The sequence below is a fragment of the Segnochrobactrum spirostomi genome (assembly GCF_009600605.1).
GTDB lineage: Bacteria > Pseudomonadota > Alphaproteobacteria > Rhizobiales > Segnochrobactraceae > Segnochrobactrum > Segnochrobactrum spirostomi.
Map to the genome: position 1 here is coordinate 2,047,190 of NZ_VWNA01000001.1, position 24,208 is coordinate 2,071,397.

The 24,208-nt window shown below is 68.8% G+C and carries 22 protein-coding genes and 1 pseudogene; 15 read left to right on the forward strand and 8 right to left on the reverse strand.

Features of this window, described 5'->3' with window-relative positions; genetic code table 11:
* The first annotated feature begins 1 nt into the window (after position 1).
* Genes F0357_RS09185 through phnL form a run of 4 tightly spaced genes read left to right on the forward strand, consistent with a single transcriptional unit; the run spans position 2 to position 3,621 of the window.
* Positions 2-1,108, forward strand: a complete 1,107-nt coding sequence (locus tag F0357_RS09185) for a carbon-phosphorus lyase complex subunit (RefSeq protein ID WP_153480052.1) — start codon at positions 2-4, stop codon at positions 1,106-1,108.
* Positions 1,098-2,042: an alpha-D-ribose 1-methylphosphonate 5-phosphate C-P-lyase PhnJ gene (locus F0357_RS09190; protein ID WP_153480055.1), complete on the forward strand. Its 945-nt coding sequence runs from the start codon at positions 1,098-1,100 to the stop codon at positions 2,040-2,042. Before F0357_RS09185 ends, F0357_RS09190 begins: the two co-directional genes overlap by 11 nt.
* Complete coding sequence (phnK, locus tag F0357_RS09195; protein ID WP_153480057.1) at positions 2,032-2,865, forward strand: phosphonate C-P lyase system protein PhnK; 834 nt, start codon at positions 2,032-2,034, stop codon at positions 2,863-2,865. The genes F0357_RS09190 and phnK overlap by 11 nt, the downstream gene beginning before the upstream one ends.
* A gap of 48 nt (positions 2,866-2,913) precedes the next feature.
* Positions 2,914-3,621, forward strand: a complete 708-nt coding sequence (gene phnL, locus F0357_RS09200) for a phosphonate C-P lyase system protein PhnL (protein ID WP_153486529.1) — start codon at positions 2,914-2,916, stop codon at positions 3,619-3,621.
* Positions 3,622-4,146: 525 nt separating this feature from the next.
* On the opposite strand, the gene F0357_RS24100 is transcribed toward phnL, so the two are convergent.
* Positions 4,147-4,308, reverse strand: a complete 162-nt coding sequence (locus tag F0357_RS24100) for a hypothetical protein (RefSeq protein ID WP_208948271.1) — start codon at positions 4,306-4,308, stop codon at positions 4,147-4,149.
* A 6-nt stretch (positions 4,309-4,314) separates the two neighbouring features.
* On the opposite strand from F0357_RS24100, the gene F0357_RS09205 reads away from it, so the two are divergent.
* From F0357_RS09205 to F0357_RS09240, 8 genes are all read left to right on the forward strand, one after another.
* Entirely contained in the window at positions 4,315-4,836 is a 522-nt protein-coding gene (locus F0357_RS09205) for a DUF1045 domain-containing protein (RefSeq protein WP_208948272.1), read from the forward strand.
* A gap of 20 nt (positions 4,837-4,856) precedes the next feature.
* Complete coding sequence (locus F0357_RS09210) at positions 4,857-6,014, forward strand: alpha-D-ribose 1-methylphosphonate 5-triphosphate diphosphatase (RefSeq protein WP_153480063.1); 1,158 nt, start codon at positions 4,857-4,859, stop codon at positions 6,012-6,014.
* A complete protein-coding gene (locus tag F0357_RS09215; protein WP_208948273.1) occupies positions 6,011-6,598 on the forward strand; it encodes a phosphonate degradation HD-domain oxygenase in 588 nt (195 codons plus the stop codon). The genes F0357_RS09210 and F0357_RS09215 overlap by 4 nt, the downstream gene beginning before the upstream one ends.
* 177 nt (positions 6,599-6,775) lie before the next feature.
* Complete coding sequence (locus F0357_RS09220) at positions 6,776-6,949, forward strand: hypothetical protein (protein WP_153480065.1); 174 nt, start codon at positions 6,776-6,778, stop codon at positions 6,947-6,949.
* A 626-nt stretch (positions 6,950-7,575) separates the two neighbouring features.
* On the forward strand, positions 7,576-8,586 hold the full coding sequence (gene cyoA / locus F0357_RS09225) for a ubiquinol oxidase subunit II (protein ID WP_153480074.1): 1,011 nt from the start codon (positions 7,576-7,578) through the stop codon (positions 8,584-8,586).
* 2 nt (positions 8,587-8,588) lie between these two features.
* On the forward strand, positions 8,589-10,574 hold the full coding sequence (cyoB, locus tag F0357_RS09230) for a cytochrome o ubiquinol oxidase subunit I (RefSeq protein ID WP_153480085.1): 1,986 nt from the start codon (positions 8,589-8,591) through the stop codon (positions 10,572-10,574).
* Complete coding sequence (gene cyoC, locus F0357_RS09235) at positions 10,571-11,182, forward strand: cytochrome o ubiquinol oxidase subunit III (RefSeq protein ID WP_153480088.1); 612 nt, start codon at positions 10,571-10,573, stop codon at positions 11,180-11,182. Before cyoB ends, cyoC begins: the two co-directional genes overlap by 4 nt.
* Complete coding sequence (locus F0357_RS09240) at positions 11,182-11,547, forward strand: cytochrome o ubiquinol oxidase subunit IV (protein ID WP_153480092.1); 366 nt, start codon at positions 11,182-11,184, stop codon at positions 11,545-11,547. The genes cyoC and F0357_RS09240 overlap by 1 nt, the downstream gene beginning before the upstream one ends.
* A 95-nt stretch (positions 11,548-11,642) precedes the next feature.
* On the opposite strand, the gene F0357_RS09245 is transcribed toward F0357_RS09240, so the two are convergent.
* Positions 11,643-13,109 carry a pyridoxal phosphate-dependent decarboxylase family protein gene (locus tag F0357_RS09245; RefSeq protein WP_153480100.1) on the reverse strand — a complete coding sequence of 489 codons (1,467 nt, stop codon included), beginning with the start codon at positions 13,107-13,109 and terminating at the stop codon, positions 11,643-11,645.
* Between the two features lie 226 nt (positions 13,110-13,335).
* Here F0357_RS09245 and F0357_RS09250 point away from each other — a divergent pair, with 226 nt between their 5' ends.
* Entirely contained in the window at positions 13,336-13,512 is a 177-nt protein-coding gene (locus F0357_RS09250; RefSeq protein ID WP_153480103.1) for a hypothetical protein, read from the forward strand.
* A gap of 228 nt (positions 13,513-13,740) precedes the next feature.
* On the opposite strand, the gene F0357_RS09255 is transcribed toward F0357_RS09250, so the two are convergent.
* The 3 genes and pseudogenes from F0357_RS09255 to F0357_RS09265 form a co-directional block, all read right to left on the reverse strand.
* Complete coding sequence (locus tag F0357_RS09255; RefSeq protein ID WP_153480106.1) at positions 13,741-16,188, reverse strand: ATP-dependent helicase; 2,448 nt, start codon at positions 16,186-16,188, stop codon at positions 13,741-13,743.
* Positions 16,189-16,311: 123 nt separating this feature from the next.
* On the reverse strand, positions 16,312-17,142 hold the full coding sequence (locus F0357_RS09260; protein ID WP_153480109.1) for a C40 family peptidase: 831 nt from the start codon (positions 17,140-17,142) through the stop codon (positions 16,312-16,314).
* Positions 17,143-17,151: 9 nt separating this feature from the next.
* Positions 17,152-18,548: pseudogene (locus F0357_RS09265) on the reverse strand (leucyl aminopeptidase family protein).
* A gap of 506 nt (positions 18,549-19,054) precedes the next feature.
* On the opposite strand from F0357_RS09265, the gene F0357_RS09270 reads away from it, so the two are divergent.
* Positions 19,055-20,104, forward strand: a complete 1,050-nt coding sequence (locus F0357_RS09270; RefSeq protein ID WP_153480111.1) for an NAD(P)-dependent alcohol dehydrogenase — start codon at positions 19,055-19,057, stop codon at positions 20,102-20,104.
* A 96-nt stretch (positions 20,105-20,200) separates the two neighbouring features.
* Here F0357_RS09270 and F0357_RS09275 read toward each other — a convergent pair whose 3' ends face one another.
* Both F0357_RS09275 and F0357_RS09280 read right to left on the reverse strand, forming a co-directional pair.
* On the reverse strand, positions 20,201-20,899 hold the full coding sequence (locus tag F0357_RS09275) for a L,D-transpeptidase (RefSeq protein ID WP_153480114.1): 699 nt from the start codon (positions 20,897-20,899) through the stop codon (positions 20,201-20,203).
* 149 nt (positions 20,900-21,048) lie between these two features.
* Positions 21,049-21,720 (reverse strand): DedA family protein, encoded by a 672-nt coding sequence (locus F0357_RS09280; protein WP_153480117.1) that lies wholly within the window; start codon positions 21,718-21,720, stop codon positions 21,049-21,051.
* A 337-nt stretch (positions 21,721-22,057) separates the two neighbouring features.
* On the opposite strand from F0357_RS09280, the gene F0357_RS09285 reads away from it, so the two are divergent.
* Positions 22,058-22,717, forward strand: coding sequence for a class I SAM-dependent methyltransferase (locus tag F0357_RS09285; RefSeq protein ID WP_312861695.1), 660 nt, complete (start codon positions 22,058-22,060; stop codon positions 22,715-22,717).
* Here the strand turns inward: F0357_RS09285 and F0357_RS09290 are convergent.
* Positions 22,709-24,022: a tetratricopeptide repeat protein gene (locus F0357_RS09290; RefSeq protein WP_153480123.1), complete on the reverse strand. Its 1,314-nt coding sequence runs from the start codon at positions 24,020-24,022 to the stop codon at positions 22,709-22,711. The two genes, F0357_RS09285 and F0357_RS09290, sit on opposite strands and share 9 nt — an antisense overlap.
* Between the last annotated feature and the right edge of the window lie 186 nt (positions 24,023-24,208).

Below are 24,208 nucleotides of genomic sequence, written 5' to 3' on the forward strand. Positions count from 1 at the left end.
GATGTACGTCGCGGTCAAAGGCGGCGAACGGGCCATCGACGAGGCCCACGCCTGGCTCGCCGAGGCCCGGCGCGGCGACACCAATGTCCCCGGCCTCACCCTCGACCAGATCGCTGGCCAGCTCTCGCTCGCCGTCGCCCGGGTGATGACGGAGGGCTCTCTTTATGACGAGGGGCTCGCGGCGCTCGCGATCAAGCAGGCGCGGGGCGATCTCATCGAGGCGATCTTCCTGATCCGCGCCTATCGCACCACCCTGCCCCGCTTCGGGATCTCGGACCCGATCGACACCGGGGCGATGAAGGCGTTGCGCCGCATCTCGGCGACCTACAAGGACCTGCCCGGCGGCCAGATCCTCGGGCCCACCTTCGATTATACCCACCGCCTGCTCGACTTCTCCCTCGCTGCCGCGGAGGACGCCGGCTTCGCCGCCGCCCCGCCGCCGCCCCGGGGCGATGGAGCCGGCTTCCCCGACATGCCGCGGGTGAGCGATCTCCTGGCCGACGAGGATCTCGTCGAGCGGGATGATCCGGGACCGGACGACGCCGCGGTCGGCGATCTCACCCGCACGCCGCTCGCCTTTCCGGCGGGCCGCGACGTGCGCCTCCAGGCCCTTGCCCGCGGCGACGAGGGCTTCCTGCTCGCCCTCGGCTATTCGACCCAGCGCGGCTATGCCCGCACCCACCCCTTCGCCTGCGAAATCCGCATGGGCTTCGTCGAGGTGGAGATGACGGCGGAGGACGCGGGCTTCGCGGTGCCGCTCGGCCGCATCGCCGTCACCGAATGTCAGATGGTCAACCAGTTCGCCGGTTCCGCCGAGATGCCCCCCCAGTTCACCCGGGGTTACGGGCTCGTTTTCGGCCATGCGGAGCGCAAGGCGATCGCGATGGCCCTCGTCGATCGCGCCCTGCGCGCCGGAGAGCTCGGCGAGGAGCAGACCGCCCCGGCCCAGGACGAGGAATTCGTCCTGTCCCATTGCGACGTGGTGCAGGCGACCGGCTTCGTCGAGCACCTGAAGCTGCCGCATTATGTGGATTTCCAGGCCGAACTCGGCCTGTTGCGCCAGCTTCGCGCCGAACATGCCGCGACGGAGCAGACCGATGTCGCATGACGAGGCCATCCGCACCGCATCCGCTCCCGGCACGCCCGCGGGCGCCGAGGGCTACACCTTCGGCTATCTCGACGAGCAGACCAAGCGGATGCTCCGCCGCGCCATCCTGAAGGCGATCGCGATCCCCGGCTACCAGGTCCCGTTCGCCAGCCGCGAGATGCCGATGCCCTATGGCTGGGGCACCGGCGGCGTCCAGGTGACCGCCTCGATCATCGGGCCGGACGACGTGCTCAAGGTGATCGACCAGGGGTCCGACGACACCACGAACGCGGTCTCGATCCGCGCCTTCTTCGCCAAGGTCGCCGGGGTCGCGACGACGACCCGCACCGCCGAGGCGACCATCGTCCAGACCCGCCACCGCATTCCCGAGCATCCGCTCGGCGAGGGGCAGATCCTCGTCTATCAGGTGCCGATTCCCGAGCCGCTGCGCTTCCTCGAACCGCGCGAGACCGAGACGCGGCGGATGCATGCCCTCGCCGATTACGGGCTGATGCACGTCAAGCTCTACGAGGACATCGCCAAGCACGGCCACGTCGCCACCACCTACGCCTATCCGGTCGAGGTGAACGGCCGCTATGTGATGGACCCCTCGCCGATCCCGAAATTCGACAACCCGAAGATGGATCGCTCGCCGGCCCTCCAATTGTTCGGCGCCGGGCGCGAGAGCCGCCTCTATGCGGTGCCGCCCCACACGCCGGTGGTCAGCCTGGATTTCGAGGATCACCCCTTCGAGGTGCAGCGCTTCGATCAGCCGTGCGCGCTGTGCGGGGCGACCGATGCCTATCTCGACGAGGTGGTGCTCGACGACCGCGGCGGGCGGATGTTCGTCTGCTCCGACACCGATTATTGCGCGGAGCGGCGCGACGCGGGCCATCGCGGCGCCCTCCTCGGCGAAGCGCCCACGGCGGTCGCGGGAGGCTCCCATGACCGCTGACCTCGCGCTCCGTGGCCGCGCGGGCACGCCCGCCGCCACGCCCCTCTTCGAAGAGGGGCCGCTGCTCCAGGCCCGCGGGCTGAGCAAGGTCTATGGCGAGCGGATCGGCTGCGCCGAGGTGGATCTCGACCTGTGGCCTGGCGAGGTCCTCGCCATCGTCGGCGAATCGGGCTCCGGCAAGACGACCCTGCTCGGCTGCCTGTCGAGCCGCCTCACGCCGAGCGCCGGCTCGGTCCATTATCGCGGGGCCGACGGCACCGTGCGCGATCTCTACGGCCTCGAACCGAGCGCCCGGCGCCGCCTGCTGCGCACCGAATGGGGCTTCGTCCACCAGAACCCGGCCGACGGGCTGCGCATGGCGGCGTCGGCCGGTGCCAATGTCGGCGAGCGGCTGATGGCGCTCGGCGATCGGCACTACGGCAAGATCCGCGACACCGCGCTCGACTGGCTCGGCCGGGTCGAGATCGACGGCGACCGCATCGACGACGATCCCCGCGCCTTCTCGGGCGGCATGCGGCAGCGCCTCCAGATCGCCCGCAACTTGGTCACCCGCCCGCGCCTCGTCTTCATGGACGAACCGACCGGCGGCCTCGACGTTTCGGTCCAGGCCCGCCTGCTCGACATGGTCCGCGGTCTCGTCGCCGATCTCGGCCTCGCCGTCGTCATCGTCACCCACGACCTCGCGGTCGCACGCCTCTTGTCCCACCGCCTCATGGTGATGCGGCAGGGCCGGGTGATCGAGACCGGCTTGACCGATCAGGTGCTCGACGATCCGCGCGAGCCCTACACCCAGTTGCTCGTCTCCTCCGTGCTTCAGGCCTGACGCGAAATGCGCACCCGTGGGAGCCGCTCGATGGAAGGACATCCGATGATGCCGCCGCCCCGCCTCGAGGTCTCCGGGCTCGCCAAGGCGTTCACGATGCACCTGCGCGGCGGGCTCCGCCTGCCGGTCGTCTCCGGCATCGACTTCACGGTGTCAGCCGGCTCCTGCGTCGCCTTGTCGGGCCCCTCGGGCGCCGGCAAGAGCTCGATCCTCAAGATGATCTATGGCACCTACCGCATCGACCACGGCGCCGTGGTCGTCCGCGACGGCGGGCGGACGACCGACGTCGCGACCGCCGACCCGCACACCATTCTCGACTTGAGACGCCGCACCATCGGCTATGTGAGCCAGTTCCTGCGCGTCATTCCGCGGGTCTCCGCCCTCGACGTCGTCGCCGAGCCCGCGCTCGCCCTCGGGGTGCCCCGCGCGGACGCGCTCGCCCGCGCGGGCACGCTGCTCGATCGGCTCGGCGTCCCCGAGCGGCTGTGGGACCTGCCGCCCGCCACCTTCTCGGGCGGCGAGCAGCAGCGCATCAACGTCGCCCGCGGCTTCGTCGCCGACCGGCCGATCCTGCTGCTCGACGAGCCGACGGCATCGCTCGACGCACGCAACCGGGACGTCGTCTGCGACCTGATTCTGGAGAAGCGGCGAGCCGGCGTCGCGCTCGTCGGCATCTTCCACGATGCGGCCGTGCGCGATCGGGTCGCCGATGCGGTGATCGAGATCGACCGGCCGTCGAGCGCCCAGGCGGCGTAAGCCGCGATATGGACCGCGAGCGGCTTGGGCCGGACGCCGCACCGACCGAGACCGACCCGACCCGGAGCGTCATTGAAGCGTCATGCAAACGACCATCGCCCGTAAAGCTGGACGCCTAGGTTCGGAGGTGGCTACCGCCCGCTCCGGCGGGCCGGCGCGCGGGCGTGGACATGGTGGAGTTCGGCCCCGCCTCCACCGCGGGCGGGCCGAACGGCGGCGCGGATTCGGGGCCGATTCCGGCCCGGCCGGCGTGCCGATCCGGCCGCCGGCAACGCATGGTTTTGCTTCGGCGCTACCCGTTCTGCCGAGTTTTCAACGGCTGAGTGATGGTGAAACCTGCCCCCATCCAGCCCGACAGAAATTCTCTCCCGACGTCCGAATGTTTTCATGGCCCGGACACGATGCGGCCGAGAACGTGATGATTGTTACGATGTCTATCGTTGACACCCCATCGCGTGGCTTGCCTAAGTCACCCGTCGCCCTGAACGTCGAGAATCGTCCGGAGCCTACCATGCGCCACGCGATCTATTTCGCCCCCGGGACAGCGCACTCCTCGCCCGGCTGGGCGCGCGCTGGCTCGGCCGCGATGCCCTGGGCGGCCACGGGCTGCAACAGCCGCTCGTCGCCGACGTCGACGGCGAGACCTTCGCCGCCGCCACCGCCGGAGCCCGGCGCTACGGATTTCACGGCACCTTGAAGGCACCCATCGCGCTCAAGCCCGAGTGTGACGAAGCCGCCTTCGTGGCCGCCGCGACGGCCTTCGCGCTCACCCGGGCGCCGGTGACAATCCCAGCCATCACCCTCGACCGCCTCGGCGCCTTCCTCGCGCTGGTGCCGGCGGCATCGGTGCCGGCGCTCGACAGCCTCGCCGCCGACCTCGTCGTCGCGATGGACCGCTTCCGCACCCCGCCGTCCGAGACCGAGATCACGCGGCGCCGCCGCGCCGGCCTGACGCCCCGGCAGGACGCGCTGCTCGTCGCCTACGGCTACCCTTACGTGCTGGAGGAGTTCCGTTTCCACATGACGCTGACCGACGCGCTCGACGCCGAGATCGCCGATCCGGTGCAGCGCGGCGCCGAGCGCTTCTTCGCGCCCGTGCTCGGCCGCGCGGTCCTCGTCGACGCCCTCGCCCATTTCGTCGAGCCGGAGCCCGGCGCCAACTTCGTGCTGCGCCGGTTCATCCCCCTCGGCACCGCGGCCGCCGCCCGCCCGTGACCTCACAAGAGTCCCGACCGATGCCGAGCCGCTCGCCCGCCACCATTCTCTCCAATGCCCGCCTCGTCCTCGCGGACCGCGTCGTCCACGGCAGCGTCGTGCTGCGCGACGGCCTCATCGAGGCGGTCGACGAGGGGCCGAGCGCGGCCCTCGGCACCCTCGATTGCGCCGGCGATTATCTTGTCCCGGGGCTCGTCGAACTGCACACCGACCACCTCGAGAACCATTATGCGCCGCGCCCCGGCGTGCGCTGGAACCCGATCGCCGCCATTCAGGCCCACGACGCCCAGGTCGCCGCGTCGGGCATCACCACCGTGTTCGATGCGCTGCGCGTCGGCGGCGATGCCGACGCGACGACGATCGGCAACGACACCCGTACGCTGGCCGCGGCGCTCGACGTCGCCCGGGCGGAGGGGCGCCTCAGGATCGATCATTTCCTGCATCTGCGCTGCGAGGTGCCGGCGGAGGACGTCGTCGCCGATGCCGAGCCGCTGATCGCGACGGGCCGGGTCCGCCTCGCCTCGCTGATGGACCACACGCCGGGACAGCGCCAGTTCGTCAGCTTGGCCGAATACCGGAAATATTATCAGGCGAAGGCCGGCTTCTCCGACGCCGAGATGGACGCCTACGTGGCCGAGCGCCAGGAGATCGGGCGCATCCGCTCCGCCGCCAATCGGCCGCTTGTCGCCGCCATGGGGCGGGCCGCCGGGCTGGTGCTGGCGAGCCACGACGACGCCACGCCCGAGCATGTGGCCGAGGCGGTCGGCGACGGCGCGACCATTGCGGAATTCCCGACGACGCTCGAGGCGGCACATGCCGCCCGCGCCGGCGGCCTCAAGATCCTGATGGGCGCGCCGAACGTGGTCCGCGGCGGCTCCCATTCCGGCAACGTCTCGGCGGTCGAACTCGCCGAGACCGGCCTCCTCGACATTCTGTCGTCCGATTATGTGCCGTTCAGCCTGATGCAGGCGGCGTTTCTCCTCCCCGAGCGCATCCCGGCGATGCCGCTCGAACGGGCCATCGCGTTGGTCACGCGGGGCCCGGCGGCGGCCGTCGGTCTCGACGACCGCGGGGAGATCGCACCGGGACGGCGGGCGGATCTCGTGAGGGTGGTGCACCGGCCGGGCAGCGTGCCCGTGGTCCGGAGCGTCTGGAGCGGTGGGGAACGCGTGGGATGATGGCGCAACAGAACAAGATGAATGCCGCGGCGGCGGATCTCGACCCGGTCGAATATCTGTTCCGGTGCCTCGCGGAGGAGGGCGGCGCCCTCTATGGCGGCGAGGCGGTGACCCAGCTCGAGCACGCCTTGCAGGCGGCCGATCTCGCCTACCGGGAAGGCGCGAGCGACGCCCTCGTCGCCGCCGCGCTGCTCCACGATGTCGGCCACCTCCTCGCCGCCGACGACGGTGCGGCCGAAAGCGGCCACGACCTCTACCACGAGGAAGCCGGTGCTCGCTTCGTGGCGCGCCACTTCCCCCCGGCGGTCAGCGAGCCGATCCGCCTTCATGTCGATGCCAAGCGCTATCTCTGCGCCATCGACCCCGATTATTTCGCCACCCTGTCGCCGGCGTCGGTGCGCACCCTCGCGCTTCAGGGCGGTCCGTTCGACGAGGCCGGCGCCACCGCGTTCCGCCTCACCCCGTTCTCCGAGGACGCGGTGAAGCTCCGGTTCTGGGACGACCTCGCCAAGGACCCCGAGGCCGACCCGCCGCCGCTCGCCTTCTTCCGCCCTGTCGTCGAGCGAGCCCGCCGGCGCGCCTGAGCGGACCGCGCGCCCTTCGGCGGTGGCGGCTTGCCGACCGCCGCCGAAATACACCTTTGCGCAAGCCTCTTCTGCCAGGTTTGTGAAGCCGGCTCATCGATCTGGGCCGCGCGATCGAAAAGACGGGCCGGACCGCATGCGCGGCCGGGAGACCCGCCGGATCGCGGAGGGTGGGTGATGCTCAATCTCGACAAGCTTCTTCAGGCCGCCCGTGAAATCGCCGGCCTCGATCCGGAAAGCGCGGCCCGCAAACGGGCCTGGCTGATCGGCGAACTCCTGCTCGAATGCCCCGGTCTGCGCCGCCAGGAAGTGCGCGACCTCTACGACCGGGTGGTCGAGCGCCACGGCTGAGGCGACGAGCGCGTCCAGACACGGCTGCGTTACGATGTCCCAGCGCATCGCGGGTCGTAGCGGCAAGCCATATTGCAACTGCACGTAAGGGGTGCGGCGAAATGCGCGCACCGAGCCGCTTTCCGTCAAGCGGTGCGCCGGCTTGCGCCCCGCGCGAGGGGCTCGTCGGGTCATCCCAGCGCCGCCGCGGCGACGGCAGATTCTTGAAATTCTTGTGTTTTGTGTGAGCCGGACGACGCCGGGCCCTGCCGCCTCCCCCACCGCGGCGGAATGCGGGCGGTTGTGCAGCCGGCAAAAAGGTGCGTCGCAATCGTTATGTTGCAGTGCACATTGCGACGGCACCTCGGCAAAAATCCGCACCGCGCGGGGCGCTGTGGCAGACTTACGCATTGCACCCGGGCACCCGCCGGGAATATGAGCAAACACCCGGGGCTCGGCTAGGTTGACCTCCGATCCCGGCCAAGGCTCGAGCGTCGCTTCAGCTAAAACACGTTTGACGTGTTTCGCATTCGGAGTCGAAGTCGTTCATCGACTAGTGGTCGATTCGAATGATTTCAGAATGTTTCGGCATTGCGGTGGCCGTGTGGATTACACGTCTTTCCGCGTTGTTGGTCGAGAGGTAGTCGATGAGATCGTTGTGGGGCGCGGTCCTGCGCGCAACGGGGACAGTTGTGGAGCCGTCGCCCTCCACCGGATTTTTGCGGCGCAACAGTTCACGAATACGTGCGCTGTTCGGCACGGTGGGAGCGGCCGTGCTGCTCGCCGGCTGCCAGATGGAAGTGCTCAACCCGAAGGGCCCGATCGCGTCCGACGAGAAGGACCTGATCCTCTTCGCCACGGGCCTCATGCTCATCGTGGTCATTCCGGTGATCGTGCTGACCCTCGTCTTCGCCTGGCGCTACCGCGCCTCGAACACGAAGGCGACCTACGCCCCCGATTGGGAGCACTCGAACAAGATCGAGGCGGTGGTCTGGTTGATCCCATGCGCGATCATCGTGGTGCTCGCCACCGTGACCTGGATCACCACCCACAAGCTCGACCCCTACCGGCCGATCGCGAGCACCGCGAAGCCGCTCGAGGTCGAGGTGGTGTCGCTCGATTGGAAGTGGCTGTTCATCTATCCCGAGCAGAACGTCGCGAGCGTCAACGAGCTCGCCATTCCGACCGGCACGCCGGTGAATTTCCGGCTGACCTCGGCGACGGTGATGAACTCGTTCTTCATCCCGCAGCTCGGCAGCCAGATCTACACGATGGCCGGGATGGAGACGAAGCTGCACCTGCTCGCGAGCGAGACGGGTGATTATGCCGGCATCTCCGCGAACTATAGCGGCGCCGGCTTCTCGGGCATGAAGTTCGTCACGAAGGCGATGAGCCAGGCCGATTTCGACGCCTGGGTGGCAAAGGCCCGCGCCTCGTCCCAGAGCCTCGACGCGGCGACCTACCGCGCGCTCGAAGCGCCGAGCGAGGACAATCCGGTCGCGCTCTACGCCTCGGTGTCGCCGACGCTCTACCACAACATCCTGAACAAGTGCGCCGACGGGGCCGTCTGCACCGACGTCGCGATGAATCTCGCCCTCGCGAAGGGCGCCGGGACCGGCGCCAACCTCTGCACGCCGGCGAATCCCAAGGGTCTCTGACGATGTTCGGTAAGTTAACACTCTCGGCGATCCCGTTCGATCAGCCGATCATCATGGGCGCCGGCGCCCTGATGGCGCTCGTCGCCATCGCCGTGGTCGGCTCGCTCACCTATTTCCGCCGCTGGAAATGGCTGTGGACCGAATGGCTGACCTCCGTCGATCACAAGAAGATCGGCGTGATGTACGTCATCCTCGCCATCGTGATGCTGCTGCGCGGCTTCACCGACGCGATGATGATGCGCAGCCAGCTCGCGCTCGCCTCCACCGGCGGCGCCGGCTACCTGCCGCCGCACCATTACGACCAGGTGTTCACCGCCCACGGCGTCATCATGATCTTCTTCATGGCGATGCCGTTCGTGATCGGCCTGATGAACATCGTGGTGCCGCTGCAGATCGGCGCCCGCGACGTCGCGTTCCCCTACCTCAACTCGCTGAGCTTCTGGCTGACGGTGGCGGGCGCCATGCTCGTCAACCTCTCGCTCGTCGTCGGCGAGTTCGCGCGCACCGGCTGGCTCGCCTATCCGCCGCTGTCGGGGCTCGCCTACAGTCCGGATGTCGGCGTCGACTATTATATCTGGAGCTTGCAGATCTCCGGTGTCGGCACGCTGCTCGCAGGCGTCAACTTCATCACGACGATCCTGAAGATGCGCGCGCCGGGCATGTCGCTGATGCGCATGCCGGTGTTCACCTGGACCACGCTCTGCGCCAACATGCTGATCGTCGCCGCCTTCCCGATCCTGACGGCGACCCTCGCGATGCTTGCGCTCGACCGCTATCTCGGGATGCATTTCTTCACGAATGACGGCGGCGGCAACCCGATGATGTATGTCAACCTCATCTGGGCCTGGGGCCATCCCGAGGTTTACATTCTCGTCCTGCCCGCCTTCGGCATCTATTCCGAGGTGATCTCGACCTTCTCGGGCAAGCGGCTGTTCGGCTACAAGTCGATGGTCTACGCGACCATGGCGATCGCGGTGCTGTCCTTCCTCGTCTGGCTGCACCACTTCTTCACCATGGGCTCGGGTGCCAACGTGAATGCCTTCTTCGGCATCACCACGATGATCATTTCGATCCCGACCGGCGTGAAGATCTTCAATTGGCTGTTCACGATGTACCGGGGCCGCGTGCAATTCACCGTCCCGGTGCTGTGGACCATCGGCTTCATCATCACCTTCGCGATCGGCGGCATGACCGGCGTTCTGATGGCGGTGCCCCCGGCCGACTTCGTGCTGCACAACAGCCTGTTCCTGATCGCCCACTTCCACAACGCGATCATCGGCGGCGTGGTGTTCGGCTGCATGGCCGGCTACACCTACTGGTTCCCCAAGGCGCTCGGCTTCAAGCTCGACGAGCGGCTCGGCAAGGTGTCGTTCTGGTGCTGGTTCATCGGCTTCTACATGGCCTTCATGCCGCTCTACGCGCTCGGCCTGATGGGCATGACGCGCCGCCTGAACCACGTCGACAACCCGATCTGGCACATCTACTTGGTGGTCGCGCTGATCGGGGCCGTGATCATCCTGTGCGGCATCGGCGCCACGATCCTGCAGCTCGTCGTCTCCATCGCGAAACGTGAGCAGCTCAAGGACGTGACCGGCGATCCCTGGGGCGGCCGTACCCTGGAATGGGCGGTCTCCTCGCCGCCGCCCTTCTACAACTTCGCCCGGGTTCCCGTGGTCACCGGCCGCGACCACTTCTGGGAGATGAAGCAGAACGGCGACGCCTACAAGCCGCTGCCCGCCTACACCAAGATCCACATGCCGCGCGACACCGGCACGGGCGTGATCCTGGCGGTCATCGCCGGCGCCCTCGGCTTCGCCCTGATCTGGCAGATCTGGTGGCTGGCCATCCTCACCGCCGTCGCCAGCCTCGTCGTGGTGATCGCCCACTCGTTCAACGAGAACCGCGATTATTACGTCCAGCCGGGTGAGGTCGCCCGCATCGAAGGCAGCCACTTCAAGGCCCTCACCGCCGCAGGTTCGACGAAATGAACGTCATCGCCCCTTCCGTAGCCGACGTCGACTCCCACGAGGAGCACCACGAGGACGGATCCAAAACCACGCTCGGGTTCTGGATCTACCTCATGAGCGACTGCATCCTGTTCGCGGCGGTGTTCGCGAGCTTTGCGGTGCTGCGCAACAACACGGCCGGCGGGCCGACCAGCCATGAGCTGTTCGACCTGCCCTACGTGGCGATCGAAACCGCCTGCCTGCTCATCTCGAGCTTCACCTACGGCATGGCGATGATCTCGGCCGATGCCGGCCGCAAGAACCAGGTGCTCGGCTGGCTCGCCGTCACCTTCCTGCTCGGCGCGGCGTTCCTGGGCCTCGAACTCAACGAGTTCCACGAGATGATCCGTGAGGGCGCCGGTCCCGACCGCTCCGCCTTCCTGTCGGCCTTCTTCACGCTGGTCGGCACCCACGGTCTCCACGTCACCGCCGGCCTGATCTGGATGGCCGTGATGGCGGCGCACGTGATGCACCGCGGCCTCACCGCGGCCAACCGCACCCGTCTGATGTGCCTGTCGTTGTTCTGGCACTTCCTGGACATCATCTGGATCGGCGTGTTCACCGTCGTCTATCTGATGGGAGTCGCCTGATGAACGCCCCGCACGCCGCTCCGGCCCACGGCCACCACGACGACGGCGCCAGCCACGGCACCGTGAAGTCCTACATCGTCGGGTTCGTGCTCTCGGTCATCCTGACCGCGGTGCCGTTCGCCCTCGTCATGGCAGGCACCCTGCCGGCGACGACGGTGGTGCCCTTGATCGTGATCCTCGGGATCGTGCAGATCGTGGTGCACCTCGTCTATTTCCTGCACCTCAACACATCCTCGAGCCAGACCTGGAACATGTCGGCGTTCCTGTTCACCGTGCTGATCGTCGCGATCACGGTGATCGGGTCCTTGTGGATCATGCACCATCTCGACATGAACATGATGCCGGGCATGATGCCGACCGAGTGAGGCCCTTCGCCTCCGAGGCCGTCGCAAGACAGGAAAGCCGCGCCCCCCGGGACGCGGCTTTCTTCGTTTCGGGGCCTCTTTATCGAGCGGGCGCCTCACTCTCCGGCGAGGCGCCCTTCCCGCTCGCGCCCGATGCGCAGCACGGCCTCGATCAGGCGGTCGAGGTCGAGCGTGCGGGTGCGGTGGTTGACGAGGCAGACGCGGATCGCCGTCAGTCCACCCAGCGTCGTGGTCGAGGGCGCGGCGATGCCCTGCTCCTGGAGATCGGCGACGAGCTCCTTGTTGAGGGTGTTCGCCGCCTCCGGCGAGGCGCCCTCGGGCACGTAGCGGAAGCAGACGATGTTGAGGCTGACCGGCGCCAAGAGCTCCAATCGCGGCGCATGACGGCCAACCACCTCGCCGAGGTGCCGCGCCTGCCGGCAATTCTTGGCGACGATCGCGCCGAGCCCGTCGATGCCGTGGCTCTTGATGGTGAACCACACCTTCAAGGCGCGGAACGAGCGGGAGAGTTCCGGCCCGTAATCGCAGAACCAAGGCTCGCCGCCGGCGAGGCCGCGCTCGGCGCCGGCGAGATATTCCTTGCGCGCCGCGAACGCCGCCCGGTGGGCCCCGGCGTCGCGCACCAGCACGCAGCCGGCGTCGTAGGGCACCTGGAGCCATTTGTGGAAGTCGAACGCCATCGAATCGGCGCCGCTCATCGCCGCGACCTCGGCGCGGTGCTCCTCGACGAGGCCGGCGAAGGCACCGAACGCCGCATCGACGTGGAACCACAGATCTTCCCGCCGGCAGATGGCGCCGACGCGGGCGATGTCGTCGATCGCACCCGTATTGACGGTGCCGGCGGTGGCGACTGCGCAGAAGGGTTTGAGCCCGGCCGCCCGGTCGGCGGCGATCATCCGCTCCAGGGCGTCGCAATCGATGCGGCGGTCGGCATCGACCGGCACGATGCGCACCGCGGCGCGGCCGAGGCCGAGCAGATCGAACGCCTTGGCGAAGCAGGAATGCGCCTCGGACGAGGCGTAGGCGACGAGACCCCGGGCGGCGGCGGCCACCCCGTCACGGGCGACGTCGCCGTCGGCCCGGGCATCGCGAGCGACCGTCATGGCGATCAGCGTGCCGAGCGAGGTGCCGCTCGTCAGAATGCCGCTCGCGGTCTCGGGGAAGCCCATCAGCGCCTTGCACCAATCGATGACCTGGCGCTCGAGGTGGACGGCGATGTGCTCGCGCCCCCCGACATTGCAGTTCATGAAGGCGGCGAGCATCTCGCCGAGCACGCCCTGGGCGTTGCCGGCGCCATGGACCCAGCCGAAGAAGGACGGGTTCACGTTGCCGACGGCGTAGGGCAGGATCGACGTGCGGAAGGTCGCGTAGATATCCTCGATCGGCGTCGGTCCATGGGGCACCGGCTCGGTGAGGCGGGCGATCGCCTCCGGCGGCGGCGGCACCCAGACCGGGCGGTCGTTCGCACCGGCGAGATAGGCGATGCCGTCGTCGACGGCTTCGTGGAAGACGGCGCGCAGGGCGCTCCAGTCCTGCGGATCGAGTGTCGGCTCGTCAGTCATTCGAAGCTCCCCAATAGCGCGGTGGATCCTCGTCTCGCCGACGCCGCGTCGCAAGCCCCGACATTTGGGCGGCCGTGCAACAGTCTTTGGACTTTCGGCTTACCCATGATAAACGGCGGGGCAGATACGCTCCCGTTTCTCGAACGGCACGCAACGGGCTCCGCGCGATCTGACCCTTTATATTCTGCGGCGATGCCGCTCCCCCCGGGAATGAGGAAGACGGAACGTGCAAGAGGATCTCGTCGAGCTGTTGGATCGTCTGAAGGTGGCGCAACGCGAGCTGATCGTGGCCGCCGCGCGGGCCAAGATGCTCCCGTCGGACGGCGTCTTGCGCAAGATCGCCGACCTCGAGCAGGCGATCGTCGCGACCGAGACCCTCGTCGAGGAAGAGCGCGCGGCCTGATGCTCCGGGCGGTTCGAGCGGCGCGCGAGGGGGTGCCGCGCTTCTCGATCCGTCTCGGCGCACCGAGGCATCACAACGCTTGTGGAATGAGAGACGCGACCGGCCGCCGAGGCGACCGCGGATCATGGTCGATCGCGGCGCCCGGAACGGGCGGACGTAGCGTTTCAACGACCGACCCCAGGGACTCTGTCCGGCAGCGCGACGACGCGCCGGAACGAGCGGGCGGCTTCAGATCCGCTCAACGAAGGAATCGAGCACCTTCTTGCTGCCGGCCTTGTCGAAATCGATAGTGAGTTTGTTGCCGTCGACGAGTTCGACGCTGCCGTTGCCAAATTTCTGGTGGAAGACCCGGTCGCCTTTCGAAAAGGCCGACGCCGTCTCGACGACGCTCTTGGCGACGAGCTCGCCCTCGATGGTGGCGCCGCCATCGCGCAGCCGCCGCGCAGCCGCCGCACCCGACCCGCCCGTGCCCCGCGTCGTCTGAGCGCTCGCCTGCGACCGCGCCTGCGCGCGCTCCCAGCCGGGCGTCGTGTAGGACGAAGAGAAGGTCTCGCCGCGGTCGAACCGACTCGCGCCGTATCCGCCGTAGCCGCTCATCCCGTAGCCGCCGCCGTAGCCGGTCGCCTCGCGGACCTCGACATGAGCCTCCGGCAGTTCGTCGAGAAAGCGCGACGGGACCGTGGTCTGCCACAGACCGTGGACGCGCCGGTTCGAGGCGAACCAGACGAAGGCACGGCGCCGCGCCCGGGTGAGCCCGACATAAGCGAGCCGCCGCTCCTCCTCGAGCCCGGACCGGCCGGCCTCGTCGAGGGCGCGCTGGTGGGGAAAAAGCCCCTCCTCCCAGCCCGGCAGGAAGACGGTGTCGAACTCGAGGCCCTTGGCGCCGTGGAGCGTCATCAGCGTCACCGCGTCCTGGCCCGCCTCGCTCTCGGCGTCCATGACGAGGGAGATGTGCTCGAGGAAGCTCCCCATCGATTCGAAATCCTGCATGGAGCGGACGAGCTCCTTGAGGTTTTCGAGGCGGCCCGGCGCATCGGCCGAGCGGTCGAGCTTCCACATTTCGGTGTAGCCGGATTCGTCGAGAATGATCTCGGCGAGCTCGGTGTGGCCGACCCGGTCGAGCTCGGTCCGCCAGCGGGCGAAGGCGGCGAGGAGATCCCGCAAGGTCGAGCGCGCCTTCGGCTTCAATTCCTCCGTCATCACGAGCTCGGCCGCCGCCGCCATCAACGGAATGCGGCGCGAACGGGCGATGTCGTGGCAAAGCTTCAGCGTCGCCTCGCCGAGGCCGCGCTTCGGAGTGTTGACGATGCGCTCGAAGGCGAGGTCGTCGGCCGGCTGCACGGTGGCGCGGAAATAAGCGAGCGCGTCGCGGATCTCCATCCGCTCGTAGAAGCGCGGGCCGCCGATCACCCGGTAGGGCAGGCCGAGGGTGACGAAGCGATCCTCGAACTCGCGCATCTGGAACGAGGCGCGCATCAGGATCGCGATCTCGTCGAGCTTGTGGCCCTTGCGGTGCAGGCTCTCGATCTCGTCGCCGATGGCGCGGGCTTCCTCCGTTGAATCCCAGGCGGAGGCGACGATGACCTTCGCCGCATCGGGATCGCGGGCGTCGGTGAACAGCGTCTTGCCGAGCCGGCCCTCGTTGTGGGCGATGAGGTGCGAGGCGGCGGCGAGGATCGGCGCGGTCGAGCGATAATTGCGCTCGAGGCGGATCACCACGGCACCGGGGAAATCCCGCTCGAAGCGCAGGATGTTGTCGACCTCCGCGCCGCGCCAGCCGTAGATCGACTGGTCGTCGTCGCCGACGCAGCAGATGTTCGGGTTCGACTGGGCGAGCAGGCGCAGCCACAGATATTGGGCGACGTTGGTGTCCTGGTACTCGTCCACCAGCATGTAGCGGAAACGGCGCTGATAATCGGCGAGCACGTCGGGATGGTCGCGGAATAGGCGGATCGGTTCGACGAGGAGATCGCCGAAATCGACCGCGTTCAGAACCTTGAGCCGGTCCTGGTAGGCGGCGTAGAGCGCCTGGCCCCGCCCACCGGCGAAGCCGCGGCCTTCGGAGGCCGCCACCTTGTCCGGCGTCAGGCCGCGATTCTTCCAGGAATCGATCAGGTTCGCGAGCTGGCGCGCAGGCCATCGCTTCTCGTCGATGTTCTCCGCCGCGATGATCTGCTTCATCAGGCGGAGCTGGTCGTCGGTATCGAGAATGGTGAAATCGGAGCGCAGGCCGACGAGCTCGGCATGGCGGCGCAGGATCTTCGTCCCGATCGAATGGAACGTGCCGAGCCAGGCCATGCCCTCGACGGTGCCGCCGACGAGGCTCGAAATGCGGTGGCGCATCTCGCGCGCCGCCTTGTTGGTGAAGGTGACGGCGAGGATTTCGAACGGGCGCGCCCGGCCGGAGGCGAGGATGTGGGCGATGCGGGTGGTCAGAACCCGGGTCTTGCCGGTGCCGGCGCCGGCGAGGACGAGCACCGGCCCGTCGACCGTCTCCACGGCCTTGCGCTGTTCCGGATTGAGCCCCTCGAGATAGGGCGCGGGCGCCATGACGCCGCGGGCGCGGTCGGCGATGCCGCCGCGCTTCGGCGCGAAGCCGTCCGGCTCGCCGCGCGCGGGGGCGGGCGGGAACGGATCGTCGTCGAACGGATGGGCGGGATCTCCCGCGGGCGGCATCAAAGCAAACGGGCCTTCGGCGAATCGCGACCTGGAACGGATAATGAACGATATAGCCAACGATTGCGGCACTTCCCAGGGCGGGCGGCCATCAAAGCGTCGGCATGGCGCCGCCCCGCGCCCTCACAGGCGGCGGATGGTGCGCAACGCGACACCCGCCGACGCGATCCGGGCGATCGCCGCGGCGGCATCCTCGATCACCACTTCCATGTGGTGACCGCTCGCATGGAGCATCCGGCGGTCGTCGACGAGGATCGCGACGTGCCCCGGCCAGAACAGCAGGTCGCCGCGGCGGGCGTCCGCCGGCAGGGCGATCGCCTCCCCGCTGCCGCCGGCGACGACGGTGCCGACCCCGCGTTCCTGCGGGCCGGTGTCGCGGGGCGTCCCTTGGCCGGCGAGGCGCAGGGCGAGCTGGACGAGGCCCGAACAATCGATGCCGTCCGCGGTGGTGCCGCCCCAGAGATAAGGCGTGCCGACGAAGCGCTCGGCGACCGCCACCCAATCGGGCGCGCGATGGGTAACCGGCACCAGATGGGACGCGACGATCGCCGCGCCGTCGGCGAGGAGCGCGAAGCCGAGGCCGCGGGTTTCCGCGGTGCCGACGACGGCGACCTCGGAGCCGAGCGTCAGCACGGCGCGCGGCGGCCGCTTCATCTCGGCTTCCGGATAGACGAAGGTGCGCCGCACGAGGACGCGGTGGGTCGGCGCCGGATCGTGGGGTCCGAGCGCGTCCGCAGGAACGAAGCCGCGATAACCGTCATAGAGCCGTTCGACGGCGATCCAGCCGGCCTCCGGGGCGCCGTGAAGGCGGACCGCCTCGCCGGCGAGCAGTTCGGTGTCGAGCCCCGAATGGGCCCGCGGCTCGCGGCGCAGCGGCGCCGATCCGGCCGCGATGCGGCGCAGATCACCTTCCGGATGGCCGACGTTCCCTTCGAGGATCGCGTCGCTCGGCATGGCGCCCTCTCAGGTCGAGGCGAGGGTGCCCGCCGCCGCGCGGGCGGCGATCACGGCATAGAGGGCGCGGATCGCCTGGGCCTCGCCGCCCTCGGGCCGGCCCGGCCGCGCCGACGGCGTCCAGGCATAGATGTCGCCATGGACCCAGGTCTTGGCGCCTTCGGCGAAGCGCTGGAGAAACAGGGCGGCGGTGATCGAGCCGGCGAACGGCGCGCTCGAGATGTTGTTCAGGTCCGCGACCTTCGATTCGAGCCAGCGGGCATAGGGCTTCCACAGCGGCAGGCGCCACACCGGATCGCCGACGGCGAGGCCGGCGGCCGCGAACTCGGCCGCGAAGGCGTCGTCCTCGGTGTAGAAGGGCGGCAGGTCGGGACCCACCGCAACCCGCGCCGCCCCGGTCAGGGTGGCGAGATCGACGAGCAGGTCCGGCTCGTCTTCGGTCGCGAGCGCGAGGGCGTCGGCGAGCACCAGCCGGCCCTCGGCGTCGGTGTCGCCGATCTCGACGCTGAGGCCCTTGCGGCTGCGGAACACGTCGCCGGGGCGGAAGGCGCGGCCCGAGATGGCGTTCTCGACCGCCGGGATGATGACACGCAGGCGCACCGGCAGGGCGGCGTCGAGGATCATCCGGGCGAGGCCGAGCACGCTCGCCGCCCCGCCCATGTCCTTCTTCATGAGCGTCATGTAGTTGCCGGTCTTGATGTTGAGACCGCCGGTGTCGAAGCAGACGCCCTTGCCGACCAGCGTCACCTTCGGGTGCGCCGCGTCGCCCCAGGTGATGTCGAGAAGGCGCGCTTCCCGCTCGCTACCCATGCCGACGGCGTGGACGAGCGGGAAGCGCTCGGCGAGAAGGTCGTCGCCGACGATCTGGCGGAACGTCGCGCCGAAGCGCCGGGCGAGGGCTTCGGCGGTGGCGGCGAGCTCGGCCGGACCGAGATCATTAGCCGGCGTATTGACGAGGTCGCGGGTGAGATAGACGCCGGCCACGACGCGCTCGAGCTCGGCCGCATCGATGCCCTCCGGCTCGCAGAGCAGCACGTCGCGGGGCTTGGCCGTACGGTAGCGGTCGAAGCGGTAGCCCCGAGGGCGAAGGCGAGGGCCGCGGCCTGGAGGTCGGGGAAGCCCGACGCGAGGCGGTAGCGGCCCGCCGGCAGCGCGGTCGCGAGTGCCCCGGCGACCAGCGGGCCGGCATCGCCAGTGCCGAGGCCGAGGAGCGCGGCGGCGATGGCGCCGTCGCTGCCGGGGACCACGATCACGCTGCCCGCGGACGCATCGAAGCGGGCGGCGGCGATCCACGCCGCGGCGGCGCCTCCGAGCGAAGCGCCGAGGGTCTCGATCTCGGCGGGACGGACGGCATAGACCGGCACGGCATCGGCCGCGTCTCGGCTCGGCAACAGGACTTCGGACACGGGAGAACTCCGGACGGATCGAAGAGGGTTCCGGTGACGCACGGCGCGAGGCTCATGGCTCGAGGACCATGCACCGGGCACGCCACGTCGGATCGGTGGCACACTGAATCGTTCGCGCCGCGAAGTCCAGGCGGCCGGATGGCCCGGGCATGACGCACGCCGCGTTGCCACGTTACGGATCGCCCCGCGCTCGCGCACAGGCGCGTGAAATCGAACGCCGCCTCTTGTCTCCGCCCGCTTTCGGCGCCACCTAAAGGAGAGGCACGGGTGCCCTGCCCGCCGCCGGAACGGGATCGGCGTTTTCCCCCGATCCCGCAAGATCACCTCGTCATCGGTCGCGCGCCGCTTCGTATCGGGTGCCGCGGGCCGCTGATTTCAAGTCCGCGGTGGCCTCCGCCGCTCCCGCCTCTCAGGACGGATCGTCCGTCCGCGTTTCCCATCTGCCGATGACGGGGTTCGCCGGACCGGCGCGCGCCGCACGGCCCGCGACAATCCCGGAGAGACCCATGTTCTCATGCATCGGATATGCCGCGACGGCTCCCGACCAGCCGCTCGCCCCGTTCTCCTTCGAGCGCCGCGATCCCACGCCGGAGGACGTCGAGATCGACATCCTCTATTGCGGGGTCTGCCATTCCGACCTCCACATGGCCCGCAACGAATGGGGCGTCTCCACCTATCCGGTGGTGCCGGGCCACGAGATCGTGGGCCGGGTGAAGCGCGTCGGCAGCGACGTCACCCGCTTCAAGGCGGGCGATCTCGTCGGCGTCGGCTGCATGGTCGATTCCTGCCGGACCTGCTCGAGCTGCAAGGAAGGCCTGGAGCAGTTCTGCGAAGCCGGCATGATCGGGACCTACAACGCGCCCGACAAGCACACCGGCGGCATGACCTACGGCGGCTATTCGAAGTCGGTCGTGGTCTATGAAGGCTTCGTCCTCAAGATTGCGGACACGCTCGATCCGGCCGCCGCTGCCCCGCTGCTGTGCGCCGGCATCACCACCTATTCGCCGCTGCGGCACTGGAAGGTCGGACCGGGTAAGAAGGTCGGCATCGTCGGCCTCGGCGGCCTCGGCCACATGGGCTTGAAGTTCGCCCATGCCTTCGGCGCGCAGGTCGCGCTGTTCACCACCTCGCCGTCCAAGGCGGAAGACGCCAAGCGGCTCGGCGCCGACACCGTCATCATCTCGACCAATGCGGACGAGATGAAGGCCCACGCCGGCAGCTTCGACTTCATCCTCGATTGCGTCTCCGCGCCCCACGACATCAACGCCTACATCGCGCTTCTGAAGCGCGACGGCACGATCGTCTCGGTCGGCGTGCCGGAGAAGCCGTTCCAGGTCGTGACCATGGGGCTCGTGCTCGGCCGCCGCTCGTTCGCCGGTTCGCTGATCGGCGGCATCCCGGAGACCCAGGAGATGCTCGATTTCTGCGCCGAGCACGGCATCACGTCCGACGTGGAGGTGATCAAGATCGACGAGATCAACACCGCCTACGAGCGGATGCTGAAGAGCGACGTCAAATATCGCTTCGCCATCGACATGGCCTCGCTCGCGGCCTGATTGTGAATTGACGGCGAAACGAAGCGGCCGCACCGAAGGGTGCGGCCGCTTTCTTTTCGAGGGCAGCCTTTCCTTTCGGGGACGGGCCTCGTCGCGTCAGGTGGCGTCCCTGCCGCCGTCGCTCTTGTCCTCGACGACGACGACCCGCGTGCCCACCGGCGCACGGTTGTAGAGGTCGATGATGTCCTGGTTCATCATCCGGACGCAGCCCGACGACACCCGGTGGCCGATCGTCCACGGCTCGTTGGTGCCGTGGATGCGGTAACGGGTGTCGCGGCCGCCGCGATAGAGATAGAGCGCGCGGGCGCCGAGCGGGTTGCCGATGCCGCCGTCCATGCCGGCCGCAAATTTCCGCAATTCCGGCTTCACCGCGATCATGTTCGCCGTCGGCGTCCAATGCGGCCATTCCGCCTTGCGGCCGACGATGGCGTTGCCCGGATTGCGGTAGCCTTCCTTGCTGACGCCGACGCCGTAGCGGATCGCCTGACCGCCCTCGAGCACGAAGTAGAGCAGCTTCTCGTCCGGATAGACGACGATGGTCCCCGGCGGTTCGTCGCCGATATAGGTGACCTGCTGGCGCCAGAACTTGCGGTCCACCTTGTGCAGGTCGATGGCCGGAACGGGATAGGGCTCGGTGGTGATGGGCCCGTACATCGCGACATAGATCGGGTCGATCGGGGCGAGGCCGGGTTGCACGCGGGCCGTGGCGCAGGCGGCGAGGAAAAGCGGCAGGCCGCCGACCACGGCGCGCCGGGTCAGGCGCACGGCGGTCTCGTCGGAGGTCTTACGGGTCATGTCACACTCGGGCACACTGAAGGATCGCTCGTCCTACCATGCGCCCAGGGCGCGATGGGTTGCGTCACGGCCACAGCCCGCCGAGGGCAGGCCGTGCGCGAACACGATCGCGGCATAATGTTATCGAGAGGTTAGGACGACTGGCGCGATCACGCGCCTTCGCCGCGCACCGGCACGGTGCCGCGGCGGCGCGGACGGTCCTTGGCCCGCCGGCCGATGATCTTGAGGACGCCGACCGTTCCGGCGACCGTCAGCGCCGCGGCGATGGCAACGAAGCCGAGCCAGTGCGCCTCGGTGACCTCCTCGAGATTGACGAGGCTCTTCGCCGCCAGATAGCCGGGGGCGAGCATCACGGGAACCCAGACCACCGCCGAGAGCACGTTGGCGAGCTGGAAACGTCGGCCGTCCATTTCCATCATGCCGGCGACGATGGGCACGATGGCCCGGACCGGACCGAAGAAGCGGCCGAGGAAGATCGAGGCCGAGCCGTATTTGCGGAAGAACAGGCGGCCCCGGGCGATCGACGTCTTGTCGCGGTTGAGCGGCCAGCGGGTGAAGGCGCGGCGGCCGATGCGGCGGCCGAGCCAGTAGGACACCGCGTCGCCGAGCGATGCGCCGACGATCGACCAGATGATGACGGCGAGCGGGTCGAGCTGGCCCGCCCCGATCAGTCCACCGGCCAGGATCATCAGCGCCGTCGCCGGAATGAAGAGACCGATGAAGGCCATCGATTCGCCGAACGCGAGCATGGCCAGAATCGGACCCGCCCAGGCGCGATGCACTTCGATGAACTGGCCGGCCTGGGCCACGAGATCCTGCAAAGCACGTCTCCTTCGGACCACGGCGGGCCCGCGGGTTTTCCCGACCCGGACAATCCAGCCTCGAGGCGAGCGTGCCTCTGATGCGGGGCGTCCATCCCGATGCCGGCGGGAGAATGGCGCTCTCATTGCCCCGAAACCAAGGCGGGAACAAGGAGAACCTGATCGCCGTCTTAGCGACGGTGCGGTCGGCGGCGCGCTTCTCCGGTCCGACAGCGGCGCGAGCGCCGCCCACGCTGTTGTCAGTGCGTCATATAGCCGACTTAGCACAAGACGGCTGACCTTCTCCGGCGCGGTTTGCGCCGCCCTCCCGCTCAAGGGACCGACGATGACCCGTGACGTGACGCTCGATCTCGACCGCCGCACGATCGAGGAGGCTTATGCCCGCTGGGCGCCGGTTTACGACGCCGTCGTCGGACCGATCTGCGCCTCCGGCCGGCGCGCCGCAGCGACCGCCGCCCGCTCGGTCGGCGGCCGGATTCTGGAAATCGGCGTCGGAACGGGGCTGTCCTTCGCCGATTATCGCGGCACGGCAGAAATCACCGGCATCGACATGTCGGCGCCGATGCTCGACAAGGCGCGCCGCCGTCTCGCCAGCGGCCGCTTTCCCTGGGTCAAGGCGCTCCACCAGATGGACGCCCACGCCCTGGAATTTCCCGCCGCCGCGTTCGATTGCGTCGTCGCCCAGTTCGTCATCACCCTCGTCGAAAATCCGGAAGGCGTGCTCGACGAATGCGCCCGCGTGGTGCGCCCGGGCGGCGAGGTGGTGCTCGTCAACCATCTCTATTCCGAGCGCGGAGCGGCTGCGGCGGTGGAACGCTGGTTCGCCCGCCGCACCCGCTCGATGGGCCTGCGACCGGAATTTCCGTTCTCGCGGCTGACCCACTGGGCGGAGGCGCACCCGGAGATGGAGCTCATCGAGCGGCGGCCATTGCCGCCGTTCGGCGTCTACACGCTGATCCGTTTCCGCCGCACCGCCGCCCGCCCCGCATCAGCGTGACACCACGAGCGCAACGGGCTTCGCCAGCAGCGCCTCCTCGAAGGACGTGAGCGCCCGGCCGCCAACCATCTGGGCCATCATCGCCGCAGCCTCCCCGCGGCGTCCCGACAGGGTCATCGCGCGCACGCAGCTCAGGCGGAACAGGTCGTTCTGGGCGTCACTGCCGCCGACCAGCCGGACGGACTCGAACACCCGCTCCAAGCTCCCCGCGGCCGAGCGCCCATCGCCGCGGGCGAGCGCGATGACGCCGCGCATCAGCGTCACGCCGGTCTCCCAAACGATGGCGCCGCCTTGAACCGCCTCCGCCGCGAGCTCCGCAACGGCCTCCTCCGCCTCGGCGGCGTGCCCCGCGCGCACCAGCGCGTAGGCATAGTGGGCATTGAGGAAGGGCATCACCCGTTCGCGGATGCGGGCACGGGCGTGGGGCACGAAGCGCTGCCAGAGATCCGCGCCGACCGCCTCGCCGACGAGATCGAGCCGCCACAGGAGCGAGATCGCGTCCGTATGCTCGAACACGGACTCGGGCGACGTGCAGAGATATTGATGATAGAGGCGCAGCGCGCTGGCGCTGTCGAGCCGGCCGAGATGCAGCAGCGCCACGTGCCAGACATTGTGCTCGCGAACGGCGGCGCCGTGGTCCATCCACGTCGCGGCGAAGCGGTCGAGCACCTGGAGGCCGTCGGCGAGCCGGCCGGTGTTGAGATAGACGTGGGCGAGGGCGTGATGGGCCCACGGCGTGTCGAACTCGAGGGCGATCGCCTGTTCGGCGAGGCTCTGGGCCATCTCGTAATGGCCGTTGAGCTCGTTCGCGAAGGCCTGCATCGCGAGGAACGGCGCGCTGTCGCGGTTGGCCGGGGCGGCGGCCTCCATCAGGCGCAGATGGCGCGGAAAATCGGGCGACTCGAAGAAGACGAACTCGGCGAACTTGATCGCGGTCAGATCCTCCGGCCACGCCGCCACGATCTCCTCGAAGCGCCGCACGGCGGTTGCGAAATCGCAGCGTGCCCAGGCCGCGACCGCGGCGACGAGCTTGCGTTCGCGCTCGGTCAGGGAATCGGCATGACGTTCGGCCCGGGCGACGAGCGGCAGCGCGTTGGCGCGGATGTCCGCTTGCGTCTGGCCGTAGAGGTGGATCGCCGCCGCGTAGGCCTGCACCACCGGGCAGGCTTGCGCCGCCTCCGCGATCATCAGGATCTCGCCGGCATCGTCCCGAAAGGCCTGAAGCGCATGCTGGAAACGGCGCACCATCGCAGCGGTGCGCTCGTCCGCGCCGGTGATGAACAAACCCCGATGATCGAGCGACATGGCGAGAACCGCTGTGCCGGAGCCGAAAGCGGCTCCGAACGTCAGGAAGCCGCATCGGCGGCGATTATTCCAGAATGTTGCGGAACACAAAACCGCCAGCGATGACGTGCGACCGATCATACCGGCCTCGAAGCGGCGAAAACCGTGGCCAAACCGCGACGACGGCGGCACCGTCTCGGCTCGACA